This window comes from Polynucleobacter sp. es-MAR-4 (assembly GCF_018882055.1).
GTDB lineage: Bacteria > Pseudomonadota > Gammaproteobacteria > Burkholderiales > Burkholderiaceae > Polynucleobacter.
Map to the genome: position 1 here is coordinate 42077 of NZ_JACVPF010000002.1, position 22862 is coordinate 64938.

Genomic DNA, 22862 nt, shown 5'->3' on the forward strand with positions numbered 1-22862 from the left:
GGATGCCTGAAATCAATCGATTGGTGCCCGAGGCCGGAATCGAACCGGCACGACTTTTTTGAGTCGGCAGATTTTAAATCTGCTGTGTCTACCGATTTCACCACTCGGGCTCGCACGAGCAATAAAGCCGTACTAAATAAATCAAGACAAGCAAAATTTTAGCATGCGAGACCTATCGGTGATGGGAAGCCTGCTTTCATCAAGCTTAGGCTGAGGCTAGAGCAAACCCACTAAACTATTCCCATGAAAATATCGACACCAAGTCCAGGTCTTAAAACCCTATTTAAGGCCGTCTTTTGGCTGGGATCCGGGGCATTGGTCTTGCTTGCTGGAGTGAGCCTATTCTATTTGCTCTCAGCCCAAACCAACCCCTCTGGTAAGCGGATCATTAAAACCCTCGGGGACTCAGTTGCAATTACCTTTGATGAAAGTGATATCCCCCATATTCAGGCCAAGACCTCTACTGACGCGCTCTTTGCTTTGGGCTATTTACATGCCAGCGAACGCTCTTGGCAAATGGAAATTAATCGCCGCCTATCTAGCGGGCGACTCTCCGAAATTCTTGGAAAAGAAACCTTAGCAATCGATCGCTTTATTCGTACGCTAGGCATTAAGCATGCCGCTGAAAAACAGTTTGATCGCTACCCCATCGCTACCAAGCGATTACTGCAATCCTATGCGGATGGAGTGAATGCTGGAAATGCCCACCTAGGATGGGCACTTCCGATGGAATATTTTTTAACCGGCTCCAAACCAGGCCATTGGTCACCTACCGATAGCGTAGCGTGGATGCTGATGATGGCACTAGATCTGGGTGGTAACTGGCATAAAGAATTGCAACGCCTTGAGCTCTCACAATTCTTAACTACGAAACAAGTATGGGAAGTAATGCCAGCATATACGCCAGGCGACCCGGTGAGCAATGTTGACTTTGCCAAAATGTATCGGGACATCAACGTTTTTAATCCGAACCCACTCGCACGCGATCAAAAGTCGAAGAAGCTACCCGCAACTGAATTAGCTATCAATGAAGTGCCAGGCGGAAAAGATGGCATTGGATCCAATAACTGGGCTCTTAGCGGCAAACTGACTGCATCTGGCAAGCCCTTGCTGGCCAACGACCCGCATCTCGGCTTATCAGCGCCAGCGATTTGGTATATGGCTCATCTCGAGGCTCCGGGCCTCAACGTGATTGGCGCAACCCTGCCCGGTATTCCGGCAGTGGTACTTGGAAGAACTGATAAGTTTGCTTGGAGCTTTACAAATACCGGTCCCGATGTTCAGGATTTGTATATCGAGCAACTCGATCCGAAAAATCCTGGCATCTATCGAGGACCAGAGGGCCCACTCCCCTTCAAAGTTCGCCAAGAAATTATCGACATCAAAGGCGAGCCTCCTCTACGCTTTTTGGTCAAAGAGACTCGGCATGGTCCAGTGATTTCTGAATCGTATGCACGCGCCAAGCGAGCCATTGATACCGATCGCTTTGCTCTGGCTTTACGCTGGACTGCGCTAGACCTTGAAAATCAATCCGTTGCTGGCTTGCTAGAAATGAATCACGCTAAAGACTTGGATACGTTCAAGCAAGCGCTACGCAAAAATTATGCGCCTATGCAAAACGTTGTGATGGCAGATGTGGATGGCAACATTTCGTTTCAGGCTGCTGGTGTTGCACCCAAGCGCACCTTACACCATGGTTTGTATGGGGTAGCGCCAGCTCTGGGCTGGGAAAAGCAATATGACTGGGGTGGATACGTCCCCTTTGATCAATTACCCAGCAGCAGCAATCCAGACTCCCACTGGATCGCTACAGCCAACCAGAAAGTACTGGCTAACAACGATCCAAATCCACTGACCGGCGATTGGGATCTGCCAACCCGCTACGATCGAATTGTGGAGTTGATTAAAGGTAAATCAACACATGATCTCGCCTCCATGAAATCGATGCAAGCAGATACCCTCTCTTTGGGTGCCACACCATTACTGGAGTTATTTAAGTCAGCCCAATCAACGCATCCATTGGCGCAACAAGCTATTGAGCTCAGCAGAAACTTTGACGGGGACATGAAAATCGATAGCACTGGTGCCCTCATATTTAATGCCTGGGCTGATCAGCTTTCAAGAAAACTTTTTTCGCGTTTAGGGTATTTATTTACAGAAAATTATGGGGCACGTAACTTTAGGCATCCACTGATATTGCAATTACAAGATCCAAATAGCCCCTGGTGCAACGATCCTCAAACTGAACAGATCGAGAGCTGTGCCGATGCTTCAAATGCAGCATTAAATAAAGCACTAGAGCAACTGAGTGCGCAATTTGGTAGCAATCCCAAGAATTGGGCTTGGGGCAATGCCCATATTGCGGTTTCAGAGCATCGCCCTTTAAGCAAGGTGCCATTGCTGGGTAGCCTCTTCAATTTGACACAGCCGTTTCCTGGAGATAGTTTTAGCGTCAATGTGGGTAGACTTGAACTGCTCAGGGCTGATAATCCTTTTGAAACCAAACAAGCACCTAGCCTTAGGACGCTCTACGATCTCTCCGATTTAGAGCAATCCCTCTTTATCTACCAAACCGGGCAATCTGGCTGGGTACAGAACAAGCTCTACCGAAACATGAGCTCCCTTTGGGCTCGGAATGAATACCTGCCCTTGCAAATGAAACCTCAAAAGATTACCCGGCAACTGGATTTGAATATTAAGGAAAAATAGGCGGGAGAGTTTAGAATAAGACTTAGAGGCCCAGTGTGGGCTTAACCCAATTAACGACAACGCCATCAATCATGAAAAAATTACACGCACTCACTATCTTTACTGCGCTCTCCTTATTACCTTTTTCGAGCAGCTTCGCTGAGTGGAAAGAATTGGGATCGAATGAATTAATGGTGGTCTACGTTGACCTTGATACGGTTAGCGCATCAGGCGAGAACGTACAAATTTTGTCAATGCTCGATCTGAAGAAGCCTGGCATGAATCCAAAAACTAAACAACCTGTCAGCTCAATCATTGGCATCAATGAATACAACTGCCCAACAATTAGCTATCGCCCAATTGAGTACAAAGAATTTGCAGGCAACAAGGGCACTGGCAAGGTTGTTTCTGACAATAAAACCCCCAAAAGCCAATTTGAGCCTATCGTAAATGAATCCTGGACGGCTGGAGTATTCAACGTTGTCTGCCAACGCAAATAAATATATCGCTTTGAATGCCTGCCAAAGCAGACCAAACCCTTCGGGCTGGTCTGCTTTTTGCTTTTATGTCAGCACCATTCTGGGAGGCGCGCTCATCTGCCTGAATTTGAGTGGCTGTGCAGCACCACTATTGGCTTTAGGCGGTTCAGCCACTACTGCAGCCAGCTCTGCAGGGACCGCTGCTGCATCGGTTGCAGTCGCTAATCCTTCGACTGCAGTGAGTGCGATTTCTACCGTAACCACCGGAAAATCCCCTTTAGAACACGCTGCCTCAGCAGCAACTAAGCAAGACTGCAACTTCCTGAATGCTTTGGGGTCAAAGCCTATTTGCTCGGATATCCCCATCCCCACAATCAAAGATATGAGTGAACCCTACTTTGGGCCAGCAGATAGCCCGCCCACTTCCAAATAAGCAGTCTAAAATTACGCTTATTCAGCAATCTTTACCTCTATTGAAGCCATGACTACAGAAAATTACTACCTCACACTAACCTGCCCCAATCGACCAGGCATTGTTGCTGCCGTCTCAACCTATATCTTTGAATTGGGTGGTGATATTGAAGAAGCTCAGCAATTCGATGACAAAGCCTCTAAGCGCTTCTTTATGCGCGTCAGCTTTAGCTGCAGCGCTGACAGCAAAACCCTGAAGGCAGGTTTTGTAGAGATCGCCAAACGGTTTGATCTCACTTGGGACTTGCGTGCGGTGAAGGATTTGAAACGCGTATTGATCATGGCGTCTAAGCTAGATCATTGCTTGGTAGATCTTCTCTATCGCTGGCGCATTGGCGAACTTCCAATGATCATTTGCGGAATCGTGTCCAATCATCCACGTGAGGTGTACTCCAGCATTGATTTTGCGGACATTCCGTTTTATCACCTCCCCGTAACACCAGAAACCAAACCAGCTCAAGAGGCAAAACTTTTAGAGATTGTTGCCAATTCAAAAGTAGACATGGTTATTTTGGCGCGCTACATGCAAATTCTGTCGGATGACTTATCCACCCAGTTATCGGGGCGCTGCATCAACGTTCATCACTCATTCTTACCAAGCTTTAAAGGTGCCAAGCCTTACCATCAGGCTCATGCCCGCGGTATTAAGTTGATTGGAGCTACAGCGCACTTTGTCACCAGCGATTTGGATGAAGGTCCAATCATTGAACAAGACGTGACTCGTGTCACCCATGGCGATACACCTGAAGACTTGGTTCGCAAAGGTCGAGATTTAGAGCGCACCGTACTTTCACGTGCTCTTCGCTACTACCTGCATGACCGCGTTTTGATTAACGGCGCGACTTCAGTAGTCTTCTCTGATTGAGTTAAATCTCTGAGGCCTTATCTATGATCTCCGGCCTTGTTCAAATTCTTTTATTCCAAAGTCTGGGGGAGCTTGTATCCAAGTTCGCCCTGCCCACCCTGCCTGGCCCTGTTATTGGCTTGGTACTGCTGATCATTTGGCTGGTGCTACGCAAAGGTATTAATAGCGATCTCGCGATGGTAGCCGATGGCTTTAGCCAGTACCTTGGGCTCTTATTCGTACCAGCAGCAGTTGGGGTGGTGCTATTTTTACCTCAACTCAAAGCCAACGCGCTAGCTATTGTGAGCGCCTTAGTTGCTAGCGTGATTTTGACAATTGCTACCACGGCAATTGTTGTTCGCTTTCTGAGTGCAAAGCCAGAAAGTACTGAGTCATGAGTGAAAAGCACTCCATTGTCGAGATCTGGGTTTATCTATCAGGTAGCCCCTTGTTTGCCCTCTTCATTACTTTGGCAGCCTATCAAATTGGTCTCCTGATCTATAAAGCCACCAAGCAGAATCCATTAGCTAACCCAGTAGCCATTGCCATCATTCTGGTTGCGAGCATGATTCAATTTATTGAGATGCCCTATTCCACCTACTTTGAAGGGGCGCAATTTATTCACTTCTTATTGGGATCAGCCACAGTCTCTTTGGCAATACCAATATATAGAGGGCTCAGCAGTCTTAAGGGTAGGTCACTTCCTTTGCTAGCGTCTTTACTTGCAGGCGGCTTGATATCCATCATTAGCGCGGTGAATATTGCCAAATTATTTGGGGCTGACTCCAGCATTACTGGCGCCATGTATCCCAAATCCGTCACCGCACCAATCGCCATGGGTATTGCTGAGCGTATTAGCGTATCTCCAACCTTGACTGCTATCTTTGCAGTGACTACCGGGATTCTGGGGGCTATTTTGGCGCCATTTATCCTGAATGCGCTGGGAATGAAGGCGTGGTGGCAGCGTGGCTTTGCAATCGGCATTGGCGCACACGGTATTGGCACCTCGCGAGCATTTAGTATTCATCCTGAGGCAGGAACTTACGCCAGTCTTGCGATGGGTATGAATGGCGTGATTAGTGCCGTAGCTATTCCAATTTTGTATCACGTATTTAATTAAGAGAATTTCAAATTATGTTGATTTCCCCTCCTTTTGGTGGCGGTCGCGCCCCAGTCCTCGCCAAGAATGCAGTTGCTAGTTCGCAACCCTTAGCTACACAAGCCGGCATTGAGGCTTTGCAAAGTGGTGGCAACGCAGTTGATGCAGCCTTAGCCACTGCGATCACACTGACTGTGGTTGAGCCCACCATGAATGGCTTGGGTGGCGATGGATTTGCGCTCGTTTGGGATGGTAAGAAACTCCACGGCATGAATGCCTCTGGGCGTGCACCTGCTGCATGGACGCCAGACTACTTTGCCGGCAAAGCGGCAATGGATCTCATTGGCTGGAATACAGTGACAGTGCCAGGAATGGTTTCGGGGTGGATTGAGTTATCACGCAAGTTTGGCAAGCTACCTTTTGCACAACTCTTTAAGCGCGCAATTGACTATGCAGAGAATGGCTTTCCAGTCTCACCGGTAATCGCGCGTCAATGGCGCGAAGCAATTCCGATTCTGAAAAATCAACCTGGTTTTAGCGAGTCATTTTTAATTGATGGCAAAGCACCGACTGCTGGTCAAATTTGGCGTTACCCCGCTCAAGCTAAAACACTCCGCGAGATTGCAGAGACCGAAGGTGAATCTTTTTACACCGGTAAATTAGCGCAGAGCATGGTTGATTTTGCCCAAAGTACGGGCGGCTGCTTCACCATGGCTGACTTTGCGAATAATCAAACTGAGTGGGTTGAGCCTTTGGCATTTGATTATGGTGACTACACCCTGCACGAGATTCCACCAAATGGTTCGGGCATCGTCGCTCAGATGGCGCTCGGTATTTTGCAAGCAGCCAATGTAAAACAATATCCAGCCAATTCTGCACAACGCATTCATCTGCAAGTAGAAGCGATGCGCATAGCCTTTGCAGATGCATACGCTCATGTATCTGATGCCAGTACCATGAGGGTGCCAACAAGCGCATTACTGGATAGAGATTATTTGGCTAGTCGTGCCGCACTGATTAATCACAATCAAGCGGGTAGCTATGGTGCTGGGGATCCCCATGCTGGTGGTACGGTTTATCTTTGTGCCGCAGATCAATCTGGCATGATGATTTCTTACATTCAGTCGAACTTTAAAGGCTTTGGTTCAGGTGTTGTTGCCCCTGGCGGTATTGCATTCCATAACCGCGGCATGAGCTTTAGCCTGGTTGATGGTCACCCCAATCAAGTTGCGCCTGGTAAGCGCCCTTTCCACACCATTATTCCGGCATTCTTAACCAAGGGAAATCAGCCGGCTATGGCGTTTGGTGTGATGGGTGGCAATATGCAGCCACAAGGTCATATTCAGTTTGTGATGCGTTTTGTTGATGAGTATCTCAATCCACAAGCCTGCTCAGATGCACCCCGCTGGAGAATTGATGATGTGGGCAAACTGACTGTTGAGGCTTCCATGCCAGTCGCTGTAGTTGAGGGCTTAAAGGCGATGGGACATGAAGTTGCTGTGATGCCAGCAAATAGCCTGGACTTTGGAAGCGCACAAGCTATTGCGTTATTGGGCGAAGAAACCCAGGATGCCTATATTGCCGGTAGTGACCATCGTCGCGATGGAATGGCAGCAGGCTTCTAAAAACAGTTAGCCAGGCAAACAGTTCAGATAAAAACGCTTCACCTCTTGATCACAGCTCACATCCTTGGGCTGTATGGGTCGCTCTAGAGTGATACCTTCAATAGAGGTACAGCGGCTGAGGGCTACATAGACCTGCCCTGACGCAAACGCTCCTGAAGATAAATCGACTTTGATCTTATCGAGGGTCTTGCCCTGACTCTTATGAATGGTGACAGCCCAAGCTAGCATGAGCGGAATCTGTACAAAGGTGCCGATGATGTTTGGTGAAATCTTTCCGGACATCATGTCATGGTCATAGCGATAAGATTCCCACTGATGACCTTTCACTTCAACTGTATTTGAGTATGGCCCGTTCTGCACCATCACTTTGACGGTATTGGGTAGCAACTCGCGCACCACTCCAATCGTGCCATTGACCCAACGCTTAGGGAAGTTACTATCGGTCGCGGTAAACATGACCTTAGCACCCACTTTTAGCGTGAGGTGATTGGGTGATGGCAGATTTCGATCATCCACATTGAACTTACCTGTGCTATTGCCGGTATAGACCTTGGCATCGGTTGTTAATGCTCGCAAGCCTGCGCCATTAATTTGATCTGCGCGTGCGTTAGTCGTAGTTAAGGTGATGGTTTGCTCATCAGCCTCTTTTTTGGTTTCATAACAAACGGCATTTAAGGTGTCGAGTGCTTCATCAATATCTTGATTGATACGGATTTGATTAAGAAGGCCTGCGAAGTGCGCATCCTTCTGACGGAAGATCTTTGAAAGCTCTACCATTGTGACATCTTTGCGATGCAAGGCCATGGCGCAGAAGAAATAAGGGCCCTCATAACCGCGCTCAGAGAGCACCTGCATATCGGCATTAGAAACTACTGGAGGCAACTGAAACAAGTCCCCCACAAACATGACTTGAATACCGCCAAAGGGTTGACTCTTGTGCGGACCATTGGCACGAAGGAATAAGTCCATCGCATCCACTACATCTGCACGCACCATCGAGATCTCATCAATAATGAGTAGGCGAATATCTTTATAGAGGCGCTTATCTTTTAAGGGCTTGATATCCTCCTCTGGAAAGATCAAGCGTGGCGGCAAGCGAAAGAAGGAATGAATAGTGACACCCTTCACTTGTAACGCAGCTACACCAGTTGGCGCCACTACTACTACGTTGCCAGGAATGTTCTCACGCAGGTAACCAATTAAGGTTGTCTTACCAGTACCTGCCTTACCGCTCACAAAAATATAGGGGTCGTGACGCTCGATAGCGTCGATTACGTCCTGGTATTCAGGAGTGATTTCAATGGCGGATGGGTCGACTACAGGATTGGTCATCCCCTATTGTTTCATGGGATCAACTAACGCAGCGAAAGCCTATATAAACTACGCCAATATCGGCAGGCTTAGACTCCACATCAGTCTCTTTTTGCCTCTCTGGGCCGTACCACCAAGAAGCACCGCGAGTAATGAAGCCGCCATTACGCTCAGTTGCAGTCCATTCCCAAACATTGCCACCCATATCGAACAATCCATTGACTCCAGGCTTGGTGGTACCGACAGGCACATGGCCAGTACCGCGGTTTAATGCACCCGCTGGCGCCACACCCTTGTAGTCACCACAACCGCTTAAGCAATGCGATACCGATGGATTACTACCGCCTGGAAATGGGTAGCGCTGCCCTTTGGTGAAGCCCGTTGGAGGAGCTTCTCTTTGCTCCAGAAAAGCGGCTGAAGTCCACTCAGATTCGGTAGGCAAACGTTTGACATAAAAGCGGCAAACAGAGGCCGCCTCAGCTTGATTTAGATGCACTGCAGGCTCATTTGATTTTGCAGGAACGCCATAAGGAGTCTTCCATGTCCAACCGGGTTTTTTCACAAAGCCTGCTTCATAAGAAAGTCCGCCGCCATTCTTCTCGGCCTGACTTACAAAACCAGTGGCATCAGCAAAAGATTTGACATCGGCAATCGTCATCTCGGTTTGATCCCAAGATACAGTCCCGACTTTTATAGTAGGAATGGTGGATGCGGGGGCGCTAACCGCAGTAGATGGCCGTAACATGAAATACAGCGCAATCACAGAAAGTAGTAAGCCAAAAAGAATAGATAAAAGATCGAATTTTTTCATAGATGAAATCGAGAAAAATAAAAAAGCTCCGCAAAGGGAGCCTTAGGATACTGCAGTATTCGGTGGGGCGAACGACGGGGCTCGAACCCGCGACAACCAGAATCACAATCTGGGACTCTACCAACTGAGCTACGTCCGCCACTGAAGACTTAGATTATAGCTTTTGAGCCAAAACCCTGTCAAAAATGGCCTAGATTACTGATTTAGGCGCCTTCAAACTCAAAGGCAGCCCAATCCCCAAGGCATAAGCTCGCATCGATAAAGAAATCCAAAATAGCAGCCTTGCTTTGAACTTTAGCCAGGGCATGGTGATCAGAAAGGCGCTGGCGCCAGTAACGCGAGCCCGCCCTCCCATGAGCCAAGCCCAGAATATGGCGGGTGAATGCGCCGATATAAAAAGGCTTTCCTTTGGCCTGACATTCATCAAACCAAGCCTGGACCTGCTTCACCAATGCAATCTGAATACGATGCCACTCGGTCTCACTAAAGAGGTATCCAGCAGCATCGCCGTCCGTATTGATCATGTCATCCCAACCCAAAAGCAATGCCGGGAAATGATAGGCTGCCCTACCCACCATAAAGCCATCAAAGTCATCCCAATGGCCTGCAATTTGCTCATTAGTTTCCAGACCGCCATTGAGCAATACCTTGAGATCAGGAAATTGCTTTTGCGCATCCAAACGAAGCTTTGCAGCCACTGCATAACGAAGTGGTGGTTTGCTACGATTTTCTTTGGGAGATAAACCCTTTAGGACAGCATTGCGTGCATGGATAGTTACCAGACTTGCGCCCGCATCGGCCACAGCAAGAATGAAGTTAAGAGCAAATTGATAATCCGCATCAGAATTGGCGGCATCCATCGTGTCTAAACCAAGTCGATGCTTTACGGTGATCGGAGTATCAACAGCCGCTTTCATCGCTTTAACGCAATCAGCAACGAGTTGTGGCTCAGCCATTAAACAGGCACCGAAAGCACCGCGTTGAACACGCTCAGATGGACAGCCGCAATTGAGGTCAATCTCGTCGTAACCCCATTGCTGCGCCAACTCTGCAGCCTTCGCTAAATCAGATGGCTCCGATCCACCCAACTGAAGAACGACGGGGTGCTGATCTTGTGAATAATCCAAATGACGTGGCACATCCCCATGAATAAGAGCGCCGGTAGTCACCATCTCGGTATAGAGAACCGCTTCTTTAGTAAGCGTGCGATGAAAAGAGCGGCAGTGACGATCCGTCCACTCCATCATTGGGGCAACAGCTAAGCGCTTGGGTGTTTTTACAGTCATACGGATATCAACCTAATACTCTTTGAGAAGTAAAGAATCTCTCCTGCCCCGTTACTGGGTCTTTGAAATAAATCTCTTTAGCCAAGAGCTGTAGGGGTTTGGAAAAGTCCAAATCATACTCTTGATAAGGTGTCAGGATAGGATAGATCTGGTCATGCTGAATGGGAATACCCAGGCTATTGAGATGACAACGCAATTGGTGCTTCTTGCCGCTACCTGGAGTGAGGCGGTACTTAGCCCAGGGCCTATTGACTTCAAGTAATTCAATCAATGTGTCGGCATTAACCTCACCATCCACTTCTTGCATTTGTAAAAAGTGTTCTGATTCTTCCAGCCTGCTTTGGTAGGTCATCGGTAATTTCTGGATGAGCACTTCTGAGTATGGTGCGATTGCTTCATAGACTTTTTTGACTGCGCGGTCCCTAAAGAGATTTTGATACTGAGCTCTTTGATTGGGATTTATAGAGAAGAGTACTAGACCCGCTGTATCGCGATCAATCCGATGCATGGGACTCAACTCTTGAATACCCGTTTTTTTCTTTAGGCGATTGAGTAGAGTCTGATGCAGGTATAGACCACTTGGTGTCACCGGTAAAAAATGGGGTTTATCTGCCACCAGAATATGTTCATCCTGGAATAAGATACTTTCCTCAAAAGGAATTTCCGGCTCTCTGGCCAAGCGCCTGAAATACATTAAATGTGTATTGGGAAGATAGGCATCGCCTGCGGCAAGCGCCTCACCCTCTTGATTAAATACCAGGCCATCTGTAAAACGAGCTTCCCACTCACTTCTATCAATATGCGGGAAATTGGCGATAAAGAAATCCAGCAGACAAGCGTGCTCTTGCCCGGCAGGTAAATACACCTTAGATGAGGAGACGCCTTCGGAATTGACTCTCATAAGCAGTGAATCCAAGTTTGTGAATCACTCATAGTGACTCCACATTCTCAAGATGCGCACCGTCTTCTCTTTCTTGAAGATCTCATAAACTAATCGGTGTTGAATATTGATACGCCTCGAGTAGGCTTCAGCAAGATCACCAACCAGCTTTTCATAAGGGGGTGGATTTTGCAAGGGGTCTATCTCCAAAATATCCAATAAGGCTTGAGCTTTATCTCTTAAACCTGCGGCTGATATTTTTTTTGCATCCTTGAGGGCATATTTGGAGTAGGCTAAATCCCAACTCACCACTTCAGCGTCCGCTTAGATTTAGCCAAAGGTTCTGTCATGGCATCTTTTATAGATTCACGCATACCTGGAACTGCCATTAGGTAAAGAGTTTCTTGAATAGCGCTCCAGTCTTCAGCTGAAACCAAGACCGCATTCGCCCTCTTCCCAGAAATTAATACCGGCTGATGCGAGTCAGCAGCTTGATCAATCAGTCGATACAAACCGGCCCGCGCCTCACTTGCAGTTATTGCATCCATCACTTCCTCCAATGGGCCTATGGTACGTAAAAACGTACGCTTTGTCAACACACTAACTCTTAACAAAAACCCCTCTAAAATAGGCCAGCAGCACCCATAAGAACTAGAAAATAAATAGACAACATGCTTGAACTCTCCACATTCGACCTTGGCTTATTGCTGGCCTGCGCTTTATTTGCGGGGTTGGTTGACTCCATTATTGGTGGTGGTGGAATGATTCAGGTGCCAGCCCTTTTTGCCGCCCTTCCAGGCTTTCCACCAGCCACCCTGCTCTCCGTTAATAAGTTTGGTTCGATCGTGGGCACGATTGGTTCAGCCATTCAGTACAGCCGAGCCAATAAGAGCCCTTGGGGTCTAGTCATCATCTCTTCATCGTTTGCTTTTTTCGCTTCGGTTGCAGGGGCATATCTTGTTACCCAATTACCAACTGAATGGCTCAGAGGTGCCCTACCATTTTTGCTGCTGGCACTACTCATCTTTAATATCAAATCTAGCGCTGGTCTAGTTCATGCACCCAAACACCAACACCACAAACAAAAAGCGATTGCGTCTGCTGGTGCTGGAATGATTGGCTTTTATGATGGCTTTCTGGGGCCTGGAGCTGGCGCCTTTTACAAACTCTTCTATACCCGCATATTGGGATTTGATTTCTTACGATCTGCAGCGCCGGCCAAGTGCCTCAATATTGCCTCAAATTTAGGCGCACTCTGTGTCTTCTTCTATCTAGGTTACTTTGACTGGAAGCTAGGTTTACTCATGGCCAGCGCCAATCTGGTGGGCGGTCAAATCGGCACCAAGATTGCAATCAAGCATGGCAACTCCTTTATCCGTAAAGGCTTCTTCATTCTGGTCACCATTCTCATCATCAAAACCTTCTATGACGCTTTTCTGAAATAAGCCCACAATCAATATCTCAATGGATTAGTGGGTTATTCGTAGATTTATGGTGAATTTCATAGTAAATTAGTCATATGCAGGTGCAGTTTATTAACTACAAAAATAGAGGGACAAATGAAAATTTTATTACCAGTTGACGGCTCCAAGTCTTCGCTCAATGCGGCCAAGTATGTTGGAAAGTTGGCTAAAGATTTGCGCAGCAAGTGCACAGTAACCCTGATCAGCGTCCATGACGATATCGGCCTGGGTCATGTCAAGCAATTTGTGGCCAACAGCGTAATTGATGACTATCTTCGCGAAGTCAGCGAGAAAGAACTCAAGGCAGCTCAGAAAGCACTTGATACAGCGGCTGTAAAACACAGCATGGTGATTAAGCGCGGCAATGTTGCCAATGAAATTATTGCCTTGGCCAATAAAGAGAAATTTGATCTAGTGGTAATGGGATCAAAAGGTCGTAGCGGCATTGTTGACGCCATCATGGGCTCTGTTGCCCAAAAGGTAAGCAATGCAGCTAAGCAACCTGTTTTATTGGTTAAATAAGCACAAAGGTTAATCATCGGATTAACTTCAATAGGCCGTCCGTGTGACGGCCTTTTTTATGGGTTTATAAATGAGTATTTTGCTTCTCTTATTTGCACCAGGAATTTTTGCCCTGTATTGGCTGATTCGCCTACAAATATGCCTATCTAGAGCACGCTACCTGGTGGATACCTATGGCATGGATCGTAAAAAATTACGCAAGCTGTCTTGCAAGGAACTTAAGGCGCTTAGAACTTCTATTGACGAACTCAGGCATGCGAATGATGCGTTTGGCTTAGAGACTCTTGTAAGGCCTTATCGCGCCTGATAAATTAACCAACTAAATTGATCGTTGATTTACGCGTTTAGATAACTCTTCTGCAGTCTCTTTTCGCTCGCTATAGCGATCTGTTAGGTATTCACTAATACCACGAGTGAGTAATGTGAACTTGTACAACTCTTCCATTACATCCACTACGCGATCATAGAAGGAGGATGGCTTCATGCGCCCATCCTCGTCAAACTCTGCAAAAGCTTTAGCAACTGAAGACTGATTGGGAATCGTAATCATCCTCATCCATCTGCCGAGAATTCGCATTTGATTGACGGCATTAAATGACTGAGAGCCACCACATACCTGCATCACAGCCAATGTTTTTCCCTGAGTTGGCCTAACAGCACCTTCAGAAAGCGGAATCCAGTCAATCTGAGTCTTTAATAACCCCGTCATTGCGCCATGGCGCTCAGGGGAAGTCCAAACCATACCTTCCGCCCATAACGCCAATTCACGCAACTCTTTTACCTTGGGGTGGGTATCGGGAACACTGTCAACTAAAGGCAGACCAGTTGGATCGTAGATCTTTACTTCGCCGCCCATAGCTGTAAGCAATCTAGCTGCTTCGTAGGTTAATAGGCGACTATAAGACCTATCGCGCAGAGAACCATACAACATCAAAAATCGCGGGGCATGTGAGCCTGTATGAATTTGCAATCTATCAAGCTCAGGAATCTGAAAGAGATCCTCAACTAGAGATGGGAATTCAAGCGGAGACTCAAACACTTAAGCCACATCCTTTTTGAAAAAACTTTCTTTAAACCACAATGCCACTGTAACCAGGCCAATCATGATGGGCACCTCCACCAATGGACCTATGACTGCTGCAAATGCTGCTCCTGAGTTAATTCCAAATACTGCAATCGCTACAGCGATAGCCAACTCAAAGTTATTACTTGAGGCAGTAAACGATAAGGTGCAGCAGCGTTTGTAATCAATTCCCATCTTGCCAGTGATAAAAAAGGTCAAGAGGAACATCGCCACAAAGAAAATCAACAAGGGAACAGCAATAGTCACGACGTCCAAAGGAAGAGTCAAGATCACCCCACCCTTAAGGCTAAACATGACGATGATGGTGAAGAGCAATGCAATTAAGGTGACCTTCCCAATACGTGGCACGAACTGCTCGTGATAATGTTCTTTAGTCATGAATTTAAGCATTACCACCCTGGTCAATATTCCAGCAATACAAGGAATGCCCAAGTAAACAAATACACTCTCAGCAATCTGCCCCATACCTACACTTACATTAGAGCCGGCCAGACCAAAGTATGGCGGCAGCACTGTGAGAAAGAAATAAGCGTAGACACTAAAAAACAGCACCTGAAATATTGCATTAAATGCCACTAAGCCAGCAGCGTACTCAGCGGAACCCTTGGCCAAATCATTCCAAATAATGACCATCGCAACGCAAGGTGCAATACCAATCAGAATCAGGCCAGCCATATATTCCGGCTGGTCAGGAACAAAAGTAATTGCTAAAAAGAACATTAAAGTAGGCGCAATAATCCAATTCATCAAAATCGAGATACCAAAGATGCGCTTATCCTTAAATACATCAGGCAAATCTTCGTAACGAACCTTGGCAAACGGTGGATACATCATCAATATCAAGCCAATGGCAATTGGAAGATTGGTTGTGCCGACTTGGAAAGAATTAATAAAATCTTCTGTACCGGGAATGAAATGACCCAAGGCGATGCCGACTGCCATAGCAACAAAGATCCATACCGTTAGGTAACGATCTAGAAATGATAGTTTTTTAGTTAATGAGCTCATGCTTTGGTATGTATTTCCTTAAGACTCATGGAGTCGAGTTTTTCCAATGGCATTGCAGCCAAAATATCTAAACGTCTTTTAAGTCCATTCTTCACTTCATTAAAAGCGGCTCGCTTCTCTAAATCAGTTCCCTGCACTTTTGATGGATCAGGGAAGCCCCAGTGGGCAGTAGCAGGTTGACCGGGCCAAAATGGACATACCTCGCCAGCAGCGTTATCGCAAACTGTCACAATAAAATCCATCTTGGGTGCATCTTTTAGCCCAAATTCATCCCAACTTTTAGATCTCAAAAGAGTACGGTCCATTCCCAGCTCCTCTGCAATATCAGCAGCAATTGGATTAACGCTCGTACCTGGTGTTGAGCCAGCTGAATAACCCACAAACTTACCGCTAGGATGGGTGGACGCTAATGCCTCACCCAGTACCGAACGAGCTGAGTTATGGGTACATAAGAAAAGAATGTTGTATTGCTTCATGACGCCTTTGCTTTCTTGGTAGATTTAGTGGTTTTGCATGATTTACCGCCACAACAGTTAGCCAATAAAAACTCGCTGAGTTCTTCAACCATGCCAGGGTTTGGCCTATAGATGAGATTGCGGCTTTGGCGCTCAACATTAATGAGATTGGCCTGATACAGCTCTTTTAGGTGAAAGCTGAGCGTCGCGTTCGGAATGCCCAACATTTCATGGATTTGCGATGGCAACAGACCCTGATCCCCTTTTTGAACAATGAGGCGGTACACGTTTAAACGTGACTCTTGTCCCAAGGCAATAAATGCCTGAATAGCTTCGGTATTTTTCATAATTCGATAATAATCGAACTATATTACAAATTGATGACTACGGAACGGCAAAACCATAACGTGTCATTACTTGCTTTGATTTGGGCCCTCTAAGGTAGAGGTAGAAATCCTTAGCGCTTGGGGCGGTATTTTTAATCAGAGCCATCTTTTGCTTCAGCGGCTTATGAAGGCTATCTGGTATCAACACATCATTTGCCTGAGCCTGAATTTGTGGTGATGAGGCTAGAGATAAAGCGGAGATCGCAAAATCAGCCGATCCCGTCAGAGCAAACATCGTCGCCTGAGAAATATTTTCCCCAAATACCAACTTAGGCTGAGCCTGATCCCAAGCCCCAATGTTCATGAGATATTCCTTTGCAGCCCTGCCGTAAGGGGCATGATCTGGATTGGCTATGGCGATTTTCTTTGCCGCCTGAATCGCTTTAATTAGGCCATCTTTGTCAGCGCTGAGCTTGATTGAATTGCCTTTTTTTTGCAAGAGAACAATTCTGCCGATTGCATAAAGACTGCCCTCATCTACTGTTAGGCCATTTTTATACAAGTCATCTATATAAGCTTCATCAGCAGACATGAGCAAACCAAAAGGTGCGCCATTTTTAATCTGCTGCCAGAGGACACCTGATGAGCCGAACACCAACTTCACATCCTGCCCTTTATCAGACTTGTAGTTGGCAGCAATTTCTTCTAAAGCAAACTTGAGATCTGAGGCTGCAGCTATTGTTGGCGCGGTTTGGGCCCATGAAATTGACACGAAGGCATAGAAGGCCAATAAAGCTGACAGGATATGTTTCATGAGGATTATTTGCTCTTTATCTCTATGACTATCTTTTGTTTCACTCTATTTTCAATAGTGTAACGATTTTTTACTAACTACCGCCCTTGAGTTTACGCAAGGCATCTGCCATTGCATTATTCATTGGAGGTGCAGATCTTCTGTCTTCCTGAGGCCTTCTCGGTTCTGAGGCTCGCGGGGCGCCTGGTCGGTTCGGTCTTTGCTCAGGTTTTGCGCCTGCGGATGCTTTAGGGGCTTCATCAGAGAGCCTCATCGTCAGTGCAATCCGCTTACGCTTTTCATCCACTTCCAGCACTTTTACCTTAACAACTTGCCCAGCTTTAACTACGGTGTGCGGATCCTTCACAAAGGTATTAGCCAATGCAGAGATATGCACCAGGCCATCTTGATGAACGCCAATATCCACGAATGCACCAAAGGCTGCAACGTTTGTCACAACGCCTTCCAAAATCATATCCGTCTTGAGATCGCTGATTTTTTCTACGCCATCTTTAAACGTTGCGGTAGTGAACTCGGGACGTGGGTCACGACCAGGCTTCTCTAATTCTTTAATGATGTCAGTGACGGTGGGAACACCAAACTTCTCATCAGCATACTTTTCTGGGCTGAGGCCTTTCAGAATAGCTGCATCACCAATGACTTCTTTGACGCCCTTCTTGATGTCTTTCAGGATTTTCTCTACCAAGGGATAGGATTCAGGATGGACCGCTGATGCATCCAATGGATCTTTACCATTCATGATGCGCAAGAAACCAGCTGCCTGCTCAAAAGTCTTCTCACCTAAGCGCGGCACGCTACGCAAATCTGCCCGCGTCTGAAATGCGCCATTACTATCTCGGTAAGTAACAATACCCTCAGCAACCGTGCTGCTCAGCCCTGAAACCCTCGCCAGTAAAGGCGCTGATGCCGTGTTAACGTCTACACCCACCGCATTCACACAATCCTCCACAACCGCCACTAATGACTTGGCTAGCTGAGTCTGCATCACATCATGCTGGTACTGACCTACGCCAATCGATTTCGGATCAATCTTTACCAACTCTGCCAAAGGATCTTGCAACCTTCTCGCAATCGATACCGCACCGCGCAATGACACGTCCATACCAGGCAACTCTTTTGAGGCGTACTCAGAGGCGGAGTAAACCGATGCTCCTGCTTCTGATACAACAATCTTGGTGAGCTTCAGTTCTGGCTTAGCTTTGATTAAATCCTGCGCCAACTTGTCTGTTTCGCGTGAAGCTGTACCGTTGCCGATTGAAATTAAAGTCGCCTTATGCTTCTCGGCTAATTTAGCAAGCGTATGCAATGAGCCATCCCAATCGTTCTTAGGCTGGTGTGGGTAGATTACATCGGTATCCACCACTTTACCGGTGGCATCGACCACAGCCACCTTCACACCCGTTCTCATGCCTGGGTCTAGGCCAATTGTGACTTTAGGGCCTGCGGGTGCAGCCAATAGCAAATCTTTCAGATTGCGTGCGAATACATTGATCGCTTCAGTCTCAGAGCGCTCGCGTAAGGCGCTCATCAGCTCTGATTCCAAATGCATGGAGCACTTAATACGCCAAGTCCAACGCACAGTCTCTGCTAGCCATTGGTCTGCAGGGCGACCTTCATTCTTAATCTTAAATTGGTTGGCAATGCGGGATTCACATGGGTTATGCGGCGCATCCCATTTCGGCTTTTCTTCTTCAGTATCGAGACGTAGGTTGACCATCAGCATCTGTTCACGTCGCCCCCTAAATAGAGCTAGCGCGCGATGTGACGGAATTGCAGAAATAGGCTCAGAGTAATCAAAGTAATCGGCAAATTTTTCACCCTCTTGTTCTTTGCCAGCTATCACTTTAGATTCAACAACACCATGCTCTTGTAAATACGTTCTGAGAGATTGCACTAAACCGGCATCTTCTGCAAAGCGCTCCATCAAAATCTGACGAGCACCTTCGAGCGCAGCTTTGGTATCGACCACACCGGGGTTATCACCCTGATCAGATTTAAATGCCTCTTTGAGGTACTTAGCGGCCTCCACTTCCGGGTTCAGCATGGGGTTAGCCAATAAATCATTTGCTAGAGGCTCTAATCCTGCCTCTAGGGCAATTTGCGCCTTAGTACGTCGCTTGAGCTTATATGGAAGATAGAGATCTTCTAAGCGCGTCTTATCCTCGGCCAACATAATGGCCTTCAGCAATTCTGGCGTCATCTTGCCCTGCTCTTCAATTGAGGCAACAATCGCCTTACGACGCTCTTCTAGCTCGCGCAAATATCCTAGGCGATCCTCCAGCAATCGCAACTGCGCATCATCTAAGCCACCAGTTGCTTCTTTGCGGTAACGCGCAATAAAAGGTACGGTTGCACCCTCATCCATTAAAGCAATGGCAGCAGCAACTTGAGCGGGTTTAGCGGATAACTCTTGGGCAAGGCGTTGTTCAATGGATGGCAGCATGGGGATCTATTTTTACTATTATTTTTGGAATTTGGATTTCAATGAAGAACAAAAGCCACCCGGAGGTGACTTTTGTTGTGCAGCTTGGAGTAGCTTAGTCGCGTGAGGCTTTTTTACGCTCATGCTCCTTGAGGTAACGCTTACGAATACGAATACTCTTCGGCGTTACTTCAACCAATTCATCATCATCGATAAACTCAACAGCGTACTCAAGGTTCATCGCGATTGGTGTTACCAAACGAACAGCTTCATCAGTACCTGAGGCGCGAACGTTGGTTAATTGCTTACCTTTGATCGGGTTAACAACCAAATCATTGTCACGGCTATGAATACCGATAACCATACCTTCATACAAAGGATCGCCAGGGCTCACAAACATACGACCGCGGTCTTGCAATTTCCACAAAGCATAAGCAACTGCTTCGCCATCATCTTGACTGATCAATACGCCGTTATGACGCTCACCCAAGATGCCGTCTTTTGCAGGTGCATAAGAATCAAATGTGTGGCTCATTAAACCGTTACCGCGAGTCATGGTCATGAAATCGCCTTGGAAGCCGATCAAACCACGCGCAGGAATACGGTACTCTAGACGTGTGCGACCTTTACCGTCACTCACCATGTCGAGCAATTCGCCTTTACGCTTACCCAAGTCTTCCATTACGGCGCCTTGAGTGGTGTCTTCTACGTCAACTGTTAAGTTCTCGTACGGCTCCATCTTCACGCCATCCACTTCGTGGAAAACAACGCGTGGACGGGAAACTGCCAACTCGTAACCTTCACGACGCATTGTTTCTACCAAGATGGTGAGGTGCAATTCGCCACGACCTGACACTTCAAATACGGTGTCGTCGTCAGTTTCTTTAACGCGCAGCGCCATGTTTGATTTCAATTCGCGATCTAAACGCTCACGAATCTGACGGCTAGTAACAAACTTACCTTCACGACCAGCTAATGGGCTGGTGTTCACCATGAAGTTCATGGTCAAAGTAGGCTCATCAATCTTGAGCATAGGCAATGCTTCTGGAGTATCTGGTGCGCAGATCGTTGTGCCGATAGCCAAGTCTTCAATACCGTTTACCAATACGATGTCACCCGCTTGAGCTTCGTCAACTAACTCACGCTCTAAGCCACGGAACTTCAATACTTGGTTAATACGGCCTTTGCGTTGAACGCCATCAGGGCCGTCCATAAACACAACATCCATCAACGGCTTCACAGTTCCGCGGTTTACACGGCCTACACCGATCTTACCTACGTAAGTGCTGTACTCAATAGAAGTAATTTGCAATTGCAAAGGACCTTCTGGATTGTCATCACGCACTGGAACGTGCTTCAATACTGTGTCAAACAATGGGCGCATGTCGCCTTCGCGAACATCATCAGTCAAGCCAGCATAGCCGTTCAGGCCAGATGCATACACCACTGGGAAATCTAACTGCTCTTCAGTTGCACCTAATTTGTCAAACAATTCAAAAGTAGCATTGATCACGTAGTCTGTACGAGCACCTGGACGGTCAACTTTGTTAATCACAACGATAGGCTTCAAACCAAGAGCCAAAGCTTTCTTGGTTACGAAGCGAGTTTGTGGCATAGGGCCTTCAACCGCATCAACCAAAAGCAAAACACCGTCAACCATGGAGAGCACACGCTCTACTTCACCGCCGAAGTCGGCGTGTCCTGGTGTATCTACGATGTTGATGTGTGTGCCGTCATACTCAACCGCACAGTTCTTAGACAAAATAGTAATGCCACGCTCCTTTTCCAAGTCGTTTGAGTCCATGACGCGTTCGGTCATTTTTTCATTGGAGCGGAATGTGCCTGATTGGCGCAAGAGTTGGTCAACCAAAGTAGTTTTACCGTGGTCAACGTGGGCGATGATGGCGATATTACGAAGTGCGCGTTTAGTCATGTGAAGCTTCTGAAGTTAAGAATAAGGTTAATAAATAAGGGGTTAAGTTTTTTAATGAGCAGAAGAAATCAAGCGCTTGGGATGTAAAACCCCAGAACGCCAATCACCAGTGCCAATAAAGTTATGTGGTGCTGCAGTTGCACGATAAATACGCACTAGCGCTTCTATCGAAGGTAAATTAAGTGGGACTCGTTGACCCATTTCTAAACGTTTTGCTTGTTGCTCATCCACCGTTAAGTGGGGCAAGGTTTGCAAGAGTGCATCGACTGGCAAGATGTAACTTGAGCTATCTTGCAAGCACTTTTGGATGGACTCGATTGTGAAAGACTGCTCCAAAGTAAGGTGGCCAACTTCGGTACGACGCAAGCCAACTAAATGGGCGCCACAACCTAATGCCTTACCAATATCTTCTGCCAATACGCGAATATAAGTACCTTTGCTGCAGCTGACTTCTAAAGTAGCTTCAGGCCAATTGACATTAGTCCAGCGAATTGCATGAATCGTAATATCTCGTGGAGCGCGCTCCAACTCAACTCCAGCACGAGCGTACTCATACAAGGGCTTGCCATCACGCTTGAGGGCTGAATACATTGGCGGAACTTGACTAATTGGACCAGTAAAAGCTGGCAATAAAGCATCTAATGCAGCCTTAATAGCAGCGTCATCAGCAAATGCGGGCAAAGGAAGCTCTTCAATCACTAAACCTTCAGCATCTCCGGTATCAGTACGCTGACCGAATTTGACTTGAGCGATATAAGTTTTATCAGCCTCTAATAAATCCTGAGAGTACTTTGTTGCTTCACCCAAGCAAATTGGGAGCAAGCCTGTAGCCATCGGATCTAGAGTGCCGGTATGCCCTGCTTTTTCTGCATTGAATGCACGCTTCACGGCAGTAACCGCACCTTGCGAGCTCATGCCAGCAGGTTTATCAAGCAGGACTACACCATCGATACGTACAGACATAGCTATTTACGCGTTCTCGTCTTTGCGATCACTATCCACCGCCTGTTCAATTAAGCGAGACATTTCAATGCCGTGCTCAACAGAACTGTCGTAGTGGAAATGCAAGGTTGGCACAGTATGAATATGCAAACGCTTGAACAATAAAGAATGTAAGTAGCCTGCCTTATCCTGCAAAGCCTTCAATGCCACTTCAGGCTCAGCGCCTAAGACGGTAAAAAAGACTTTTGCATGGGCCAAATCTGGCGTGAGTTCAATACTTTGCAAAGTAATCAAACCTAGGCTTGGGCTACGCAATTCACGAGGAATTAGCTCGGCCAGGTCTCGCTGAATTTGATCTGCGAGACGCTGGTTACGATGAGGACTAGTTTTATGCATTAA

Annotated in this window: 25 protein-coding genes and 2 tRNA genes; 10 read left to right on the plus strand and 17 right to left on the minus strand. The window is 47.0% G+C overall.

Features of this window, described 5'->3' with window-relative positions; all coding sequences use genetic code 11:
• Positions 1-21: 21 nt before the first annotated feature.
• A tRNA-Leu gene (locus ICN16_RS06275) sits at positions 22-110 on the minus strand.
• 133 nt (positions 111-243) lie between these two features.
• Here ICN16_RS06275 and ICN16_RS06280 point away from each other — a divergent pair.
• From ICN16_RS06280 to ICN16_RS06310, 7 genes are all read left to right on the plus strand, one after another.
• Positions 244-2709: a penicillin acylase family protein gene (locus tag ICN16_RS06280; RefSeq protein ID WP_216135760.1), complete on the plus strand. Its 2466-nt coding sequence runs from the start codon at positions 244-246 to the stop codon at positions 2707-2709.
• A 71-nt stretch (positions 2710-2780) separates the two neighbouring features.
• Positions 2781-3188: a surface-adhesin E family protein gene (locus ICN16_RS06285; RefSeq protein ID WP_216135762.1), complete on the plus strand. Its 408-nt coding sequence runs from the start codon at positions 2781-2783 to the stop codon at positions 3186-3188.
• Positions 3139-3600 carry a hypothetical protein gene (locus tag ICN16_RS06290; protein ID WP_216135764.1) on the plus strand — a complete coding sequence of 154 codons (462 nt, stop codon included), beginning with the start codon at positions 3139-3141 and terminating at the stop codon, positions 3598-3600. The genes ICN16_RS06285 and ICN16_RS06290 overlap by 50 nt, the downstream gene beginning before the upstream one ends.
• A 48-nt stretch (positions 3601-3648) precedes the next feature.
• Positions 3649-4503, plus strand: a complete 855-nt coding sequence (gene purU, locus ICN16_RS06295; RefSeq protein ID WP_216135766.1) for a formyltetrahydrofolate deformylase — start codon at positions 3649-3651, stop codon at positions 4501-4503.
• 23 nt (positions 4504-4526) lie between these two features.
• The gene (locus ICN16_RS06300) at positions 4527-4880 is read left to right on the plus strand and encodes a CidA/LrgA family protein (RefSeq protein ID WP_216135768.1); all 354 of its coding nucleotides are present in this window, start codon (positions 4527-4529) and stop codon (positions 4878-4880) included.
• On the plus strand, positions 4877-5602 hold the full coding sequence (locus ICN16_RS06305; protein ID WP_216135770.1) for an LrgB family protein: 726 nt from the start codon (positions 4877-4879) through the stop codon (positions 5600-5602). Before ICN16_RS06300 ends, ICN16_RS06305 begins: the two co-directional genes overlap by 4 nt.
• Positions 5603-5616: 14 nt before the next feature.
• Complete coding sequence (locus tag ICN16_RS06310; RefSeq protein ID WP_216135773.1) at positions 5617-7206, plus strand: gamma-glutamyltransferase family protein; 1590 nt, start codon at positions 5617-5619, stop codon at positions 7204-7206.
• A 6-nt stretch (positions 7207-7212) separates the two neighbouring features.
• Here ICN16_RS06310 and ICN16_RS09905 read toward each other — a convergent pair whose 3' ends face one another.
• The 7 genes from ICN16_RS09905 to ICN16_RS06345 all read right to left on the minus strand — a co-directional run bounded on the left by ICN16_RS09905 (position 7213) and on the right by ICN16_RS06345 (position 12042).
• Complete coding sequence (locus ICN16_RS09905; RefSeq protein WP_216135776.1) at positions 7213-8538, minus strand: ATP-dependent RecD-like DNA helicase; 1326 nt, start codon at positions 8536-8538, stop codon at positions 7213-7215.
• Between the two features lie 19 nt (positions 8539-8557).
• Positions 8558-9328, minus strand: a complete 771-nt coding sequence (locus ICN16_RS06320) for an SUMF1/EgtB/PvdO family nonheme iron enzyme (RefSeq protein WP_216135779.1) — start codon at positions 9326-9328, stop codon at positions 8558-8560.
• 63 nt (positions 9329-9391) lie between these two features.
• Positions 9392-9467, minus strand: a tRNA-His gene (locus ICN16_RS06325).
• Positions 9468-9531: 64 nt separating this feature from the next.
• A complete protein-coding gene (gene dusA, locus ICN16_RS06330; protein WP_216861903.1) occupies positions 9532-10614 on the minus strand; it encodes a tRNA dihydrouridine(20/20a) synthase DusA in 1083 nt (360 codons plus the stop codon).
• Positions 10615-10621: 7 nt separating this feature from the next.
• Positions 10622-11515, minus strand: coding sequence for a pseudouridine synthase (locus ICN16_RS06335; RefSeq protein ID WP_216135780.1), 894 nt, complete (start codon positions 11513-11515; stop codon positions 10622-10624).
• A 24-nt stretch (positions 11516-11539) separates the two neighbouring features.
• Complete coding sequence (locus ICN16_RS06340) at positions 11540-11803, minus strand: Txe/YoeB family addiction module toxin (protein ID WP_216135782.1); 264 nt, start codon at positions 11801-11803, stop codon at positions 11540-11542.
• Positions 11800-12042 carry a type II toxin-antitoxin system Phd/YefM family antitoxin gene (locus tag ICN16_RS06345; RefSeq protein WP_216135784.1) on the minus strand — a complete coding sequence of 81 codons (243 nt, stop codon included), beginning with the start codon at positions 12040-12042 and terminating at the stop codon, positions 11800-11802. The genes ICN16_RS06340 and ICN16_RS06345 overlap by 4 nt, the downstream gene beginning before the upstream one ends.
• Before the next feature lie 123 nt (positions 12043-12165).
• On the opposite strand from ICN16_RS06345, the gene ICN16_RS06350 reads away from it, so the two are divergent.
• The 3 genes from ICN16_RS06350 to ICN16_RS06360 all read left to right on the plus strand — a co-directional run bounded on the left by ICN16_RS06350 (position 12166) and on the right by ICN16_RS06360 (position 13786).
• A complete protein-coding gene (locus ICN16_RS06350) occupies positions 12166-12939 on the plus strand; it encodes a TSUP family transporter (RefSeq protein ID WP_216135785.1) in 774 nt (257 codons plus the stop codon).
• Between the two features lie 114 nt (positions 12940-13053).
• Positions 13054-13479, plus strand: coding sequence for a universal stress protein (locus ICN16_RS06355; RefSeq protein ID WP_216135786.1), 426 nt, complete (start codon positions 13054-13056; stop codon positions 13477-13479).
• 70 nt (positions 13480-13549) lie between these two features.
• Positions 13550-13786 carry a hypothetical protein gene (locus ICN16_RS06360; protein ID WP_216135787.1) on the plus strand — a complete coding sequence of 79 codons (237 nt, stop codon included), beginning with the start codon at positions 13550-13552 and terminating at the stop codon, positions 13784-13786.
• 12 nt (positions 13787-13798) lie between these two features.
• On the opposite strand, the gene arsH is transcribed toward ICN16_RS06360, so the two are convergent.
• From arsH to rbfA, 9 genes are all read right to left on the minus strand, one after another.
• The gene (gene arsH / locus ICN16_RS06365; protein ID WP_216135788.1) at positions 13799-14518 is read right to left on the minus strand and encodes an arsenical resistance protein ArsH; all 720 of its coding nucleotides are present in this window, start codon (positions 14516-14518) and stop codon (positions 13799-13801) included.
• Positions 14519-15571, minus strand: a complete 1053-nt coding sequence (arsB, locus tag ICN16_RS06370) for an ACR3 family arsenite efflux transporter (protein ID WP_216135790.1) — start codon at positions 15569-15571, stop codon at positions 14519-14521.
• Positions 15568-16047 carry an arsenate reductase ArsC gene (locus tag ICN16_RS06375; RefSeq protein WP_216135792.1) on the minus strand — a complete coding sequence of 160 codons (480 nt, stop codon included), beginning with the start codon at positions 16045-16047 and terminating at the stop codon, positions 15568-15570. Before ICN16_RS06375 ends, arsB begins: the two co-directional genes overlap by 4 nt.
• Positions 16044-16373, minus strand: coding sequence for a helix-turn-helix transcriptional regulator (locus ICN16_RS06380; RefSeq protein WP_216135794.1), 330 nt, complete (start codon positions 16371-16373; stop codon positions 16044-16046). Before ICN16_RS06380 ends, ICN16_RS06375 begins: the two co-directional genes overlap by 4 nt.
• 37 nt (positions 16374-16410) lie before the next feature.
• Entirely contained in the window at positions 16411-17166 is a 756-nt protein-coding gene (gene modA / locus ICN16_RS06385; RefSeq protein WP_216135797.1) for a molybdate ABC transporter substrate-binding protein, read from the minus strand.
• A 73-nt stretch (positions 17167-17239) separates the two neighbouring features.
• Positions 17240-19609 (minus strand): Tex family protein, encoded by a 2370-nt coding sequence (locus ICN16_RS06390; RefSeq protein WP_216135800.1) that lies wholly within the window; start codon positions 19607-19609, stop codon positions 17240-17242.
• Positions 19610-19703: 94 nt separating this feature from the next.
• Complete coding sequence (gene typA / locus ICN16_RS06395) at positions 19704-21521, minus strand: translational GTPase TypA (RefSeq protein ID WP_216135803.1); 1818 nt, start codon at positions 21519-21521, stop codon at positions 19704-19706.
• 51 nt (positions 21522-21572) lie between these two features.
• On the minus strand, positions 21573-22484 hold the full coding sequence (gene truB / locus ICN16_RS06400) for a tRNA pseudouridine(55) synthase TruB (protein ID WP_216135806.1): 912 nt from the start codon (positions 22482-22484) through the stop codon (positions 21573-21575).
• 6 nt (positions 22485-22490) lie between these two features.
• Positions 22491-22859, minus strand: a complete 369-nt coding sequence (rbfA, locus tag ICN16_RS06405) for a 30S ribosome-binding factor RbfA (protein WP_216135809.1) — start codon at positions 22857-22859, stop codon at positions 22491-22493.
• Between the last annotated feature and the right edge of the window lie 3 nt (positions 22860-22862).

What these genes read in the sequence shown, in the direction of transcription:
- ICN16_RS06355 (WP_216135786.1), top strand. Translation starts at nt 13,054, where the DNA reads ATGAAAATTTTATTACCAGTTGACGGCTCCAAGTCTTCGCTCAATGCG.
- ICN16_RS06345 (WP_216135784.1), bottom strand. Translation starts at nt 12,042, where the DNA reads ATGGATGCAATAACTGCAAGTGAGGCGCGGGCCGGTTTGTATCGACTG.
- dusA (WP_216861903.1), bottom strand. Translation starts at nt 10,614, where the DNA reads ATGACTGTAAAAACACCCAAGCGCTTAGCTGTTGCCCCAATGATGGAG.
- ICN16_RS06350 (WP_216135785.1), top strand. Translation starts at nt 12,166, where the DNA reads ATGCTTGAACTCTCCACATTCGACCTTGGCTTATTGCTGGCCTGCGCT.
- ICN16_RS06375 (WP_216135792.1), bottom strand. Translation starts at nt 16,047, where the DNA reads ATGAAGCAATACAACATTCTTTTCTTATGTACCCATAACTCAGCTCGT.
- truB (WP_216135806.1), bottom strand. Translation starts at nt 22,484, where the DNA reads ATGTCTGTACGTATCGATGGTGTAGTCCTGCTTGATAAACCTGCTGGC.
- ICN16_RS06320 (WP_216135779.1), bottom strand. Translation starts at nt 9,328, where the DNA reads ATGAAAAAATTCGATCTTTTATCTATTCTTTTTGGCTTACTACTTTCT.
- ICN16_RS06360 (WP_216135787.1), top strand. Translation starts at nt 13,550, where the DNA reads ATGAGTATTTTGCTTCTCTTATTTGCACCAGGAATTTTTGCCCTGTAT.
- purU (WP_216135766.1), top strand. Translation starts at nt 3,649, where the DNA reads ATGACTACAGAAAATTACTACCTCACACTAACCTGCCCCAATCGACCA.
- ICN16_RS06380 (WP_216135794.1), bottom strand. Translation starts at nt 16,373, where the DNA reads ATGAAAAATACCGAAGCTATTCAGGCATTTATTGCCTTGGGACAAGAG.
- ICN16_RS06285 (WP_216135762.1), top strand. Translation starts at nt 2,781, where the DNA reads ATGAAAAAATTACACGCACTCACTATCTTTACTGCGCTCTCCTTATTA.
- typA (WP_216135803.1), bottom strand. Translation starts at nt 21,521, where the DNA reads ATGACTAAACGCGCACTTCGTAATATCGCCATCATCGCCCACGTTGAC.
- modA (WP_216135797.1), bottom strand. Translation starts at nt 17,166, where the DNA reads ATGAAACATATCCTGTCAGCTTTATTGGCCTTCTATGCCTTCGTGTCA.
- ICN16_RS06305 (WP_216135770.1), top strand. Translation starts at nt 4,877, where the DNA reads ATGAGTGAAAAGCACTCCATTGTCGAGATCTGGGTTTATCTATCAGGT.
- ICN16_RS09905 (WP_216135776.1), bottom strand. Translation starts at nt 8,538, where the DNA reads ATGACCAATCCTGTAGTCGACCCATCCGCCATTGAAATCACTCCTGAA.
- rbfA (WP_216135809.1), bottom strand. Translation starts at nt 22,859, where the DNA reads ATGCATAAAACTAGTCCTCATCGTAACCAGCGTCTCGCAGATCAAATT.
- ICN16_RS06335 (WP_216135780.1), bottom strand. Translation starts at nt 11,515, where the DNA reads ATGAGAGTCAATTCCGAAGGCGTCTCCTCATCTAAGGTGTATTTACCT.
- arsB (WP_216135790.1), bottom strand. Translation starts at nt 15,571, where the DNA reads ATGAGCTCATTAACTAAAAAACTATCATTTCTAGATCGTTACCTAACG.
- ICN16_RS06290 (WP_216135764.1), top strand. Translation starts at nt 3,139, where the DNA reads ATGAATCCTGGACGGCTGGAGTATTCAACGTTGTCTGCCAACGCAAAT.
- ICN16_RS06280 (WP_216135760.1), top strand. Translation starts at nt 244, where the DNA reads ATGAAAATATCGACACCAAGTCCAGGTCTTAAAACCCTATTTAAGGCC.
- ICN16_RS06310 (WP_216135773.1), top strand. Translation starts at nt 5,617, where the DNA reads ATGTTGATTTCCCCTCCTTTTGGTGGCGGTCGCGCCCCAGTCCTCGCC.
- ICN16_RS06300 (WP_216135768.1), top strand. Translation starts at nt 4,527, where the DNA reads ATGATCTCCGGCCTTGTTCAAATTCTTTTATTCCAAAGTCTGGGGGAG.
- ICN16_RS06390 (WP_216135800.1), bottom strand. Translation starts at nt 19,609, where the DNA reads ATGCTGCCATCCATTGAACAACGCCTTGCCCAAGAGTTATCCGCTAAA.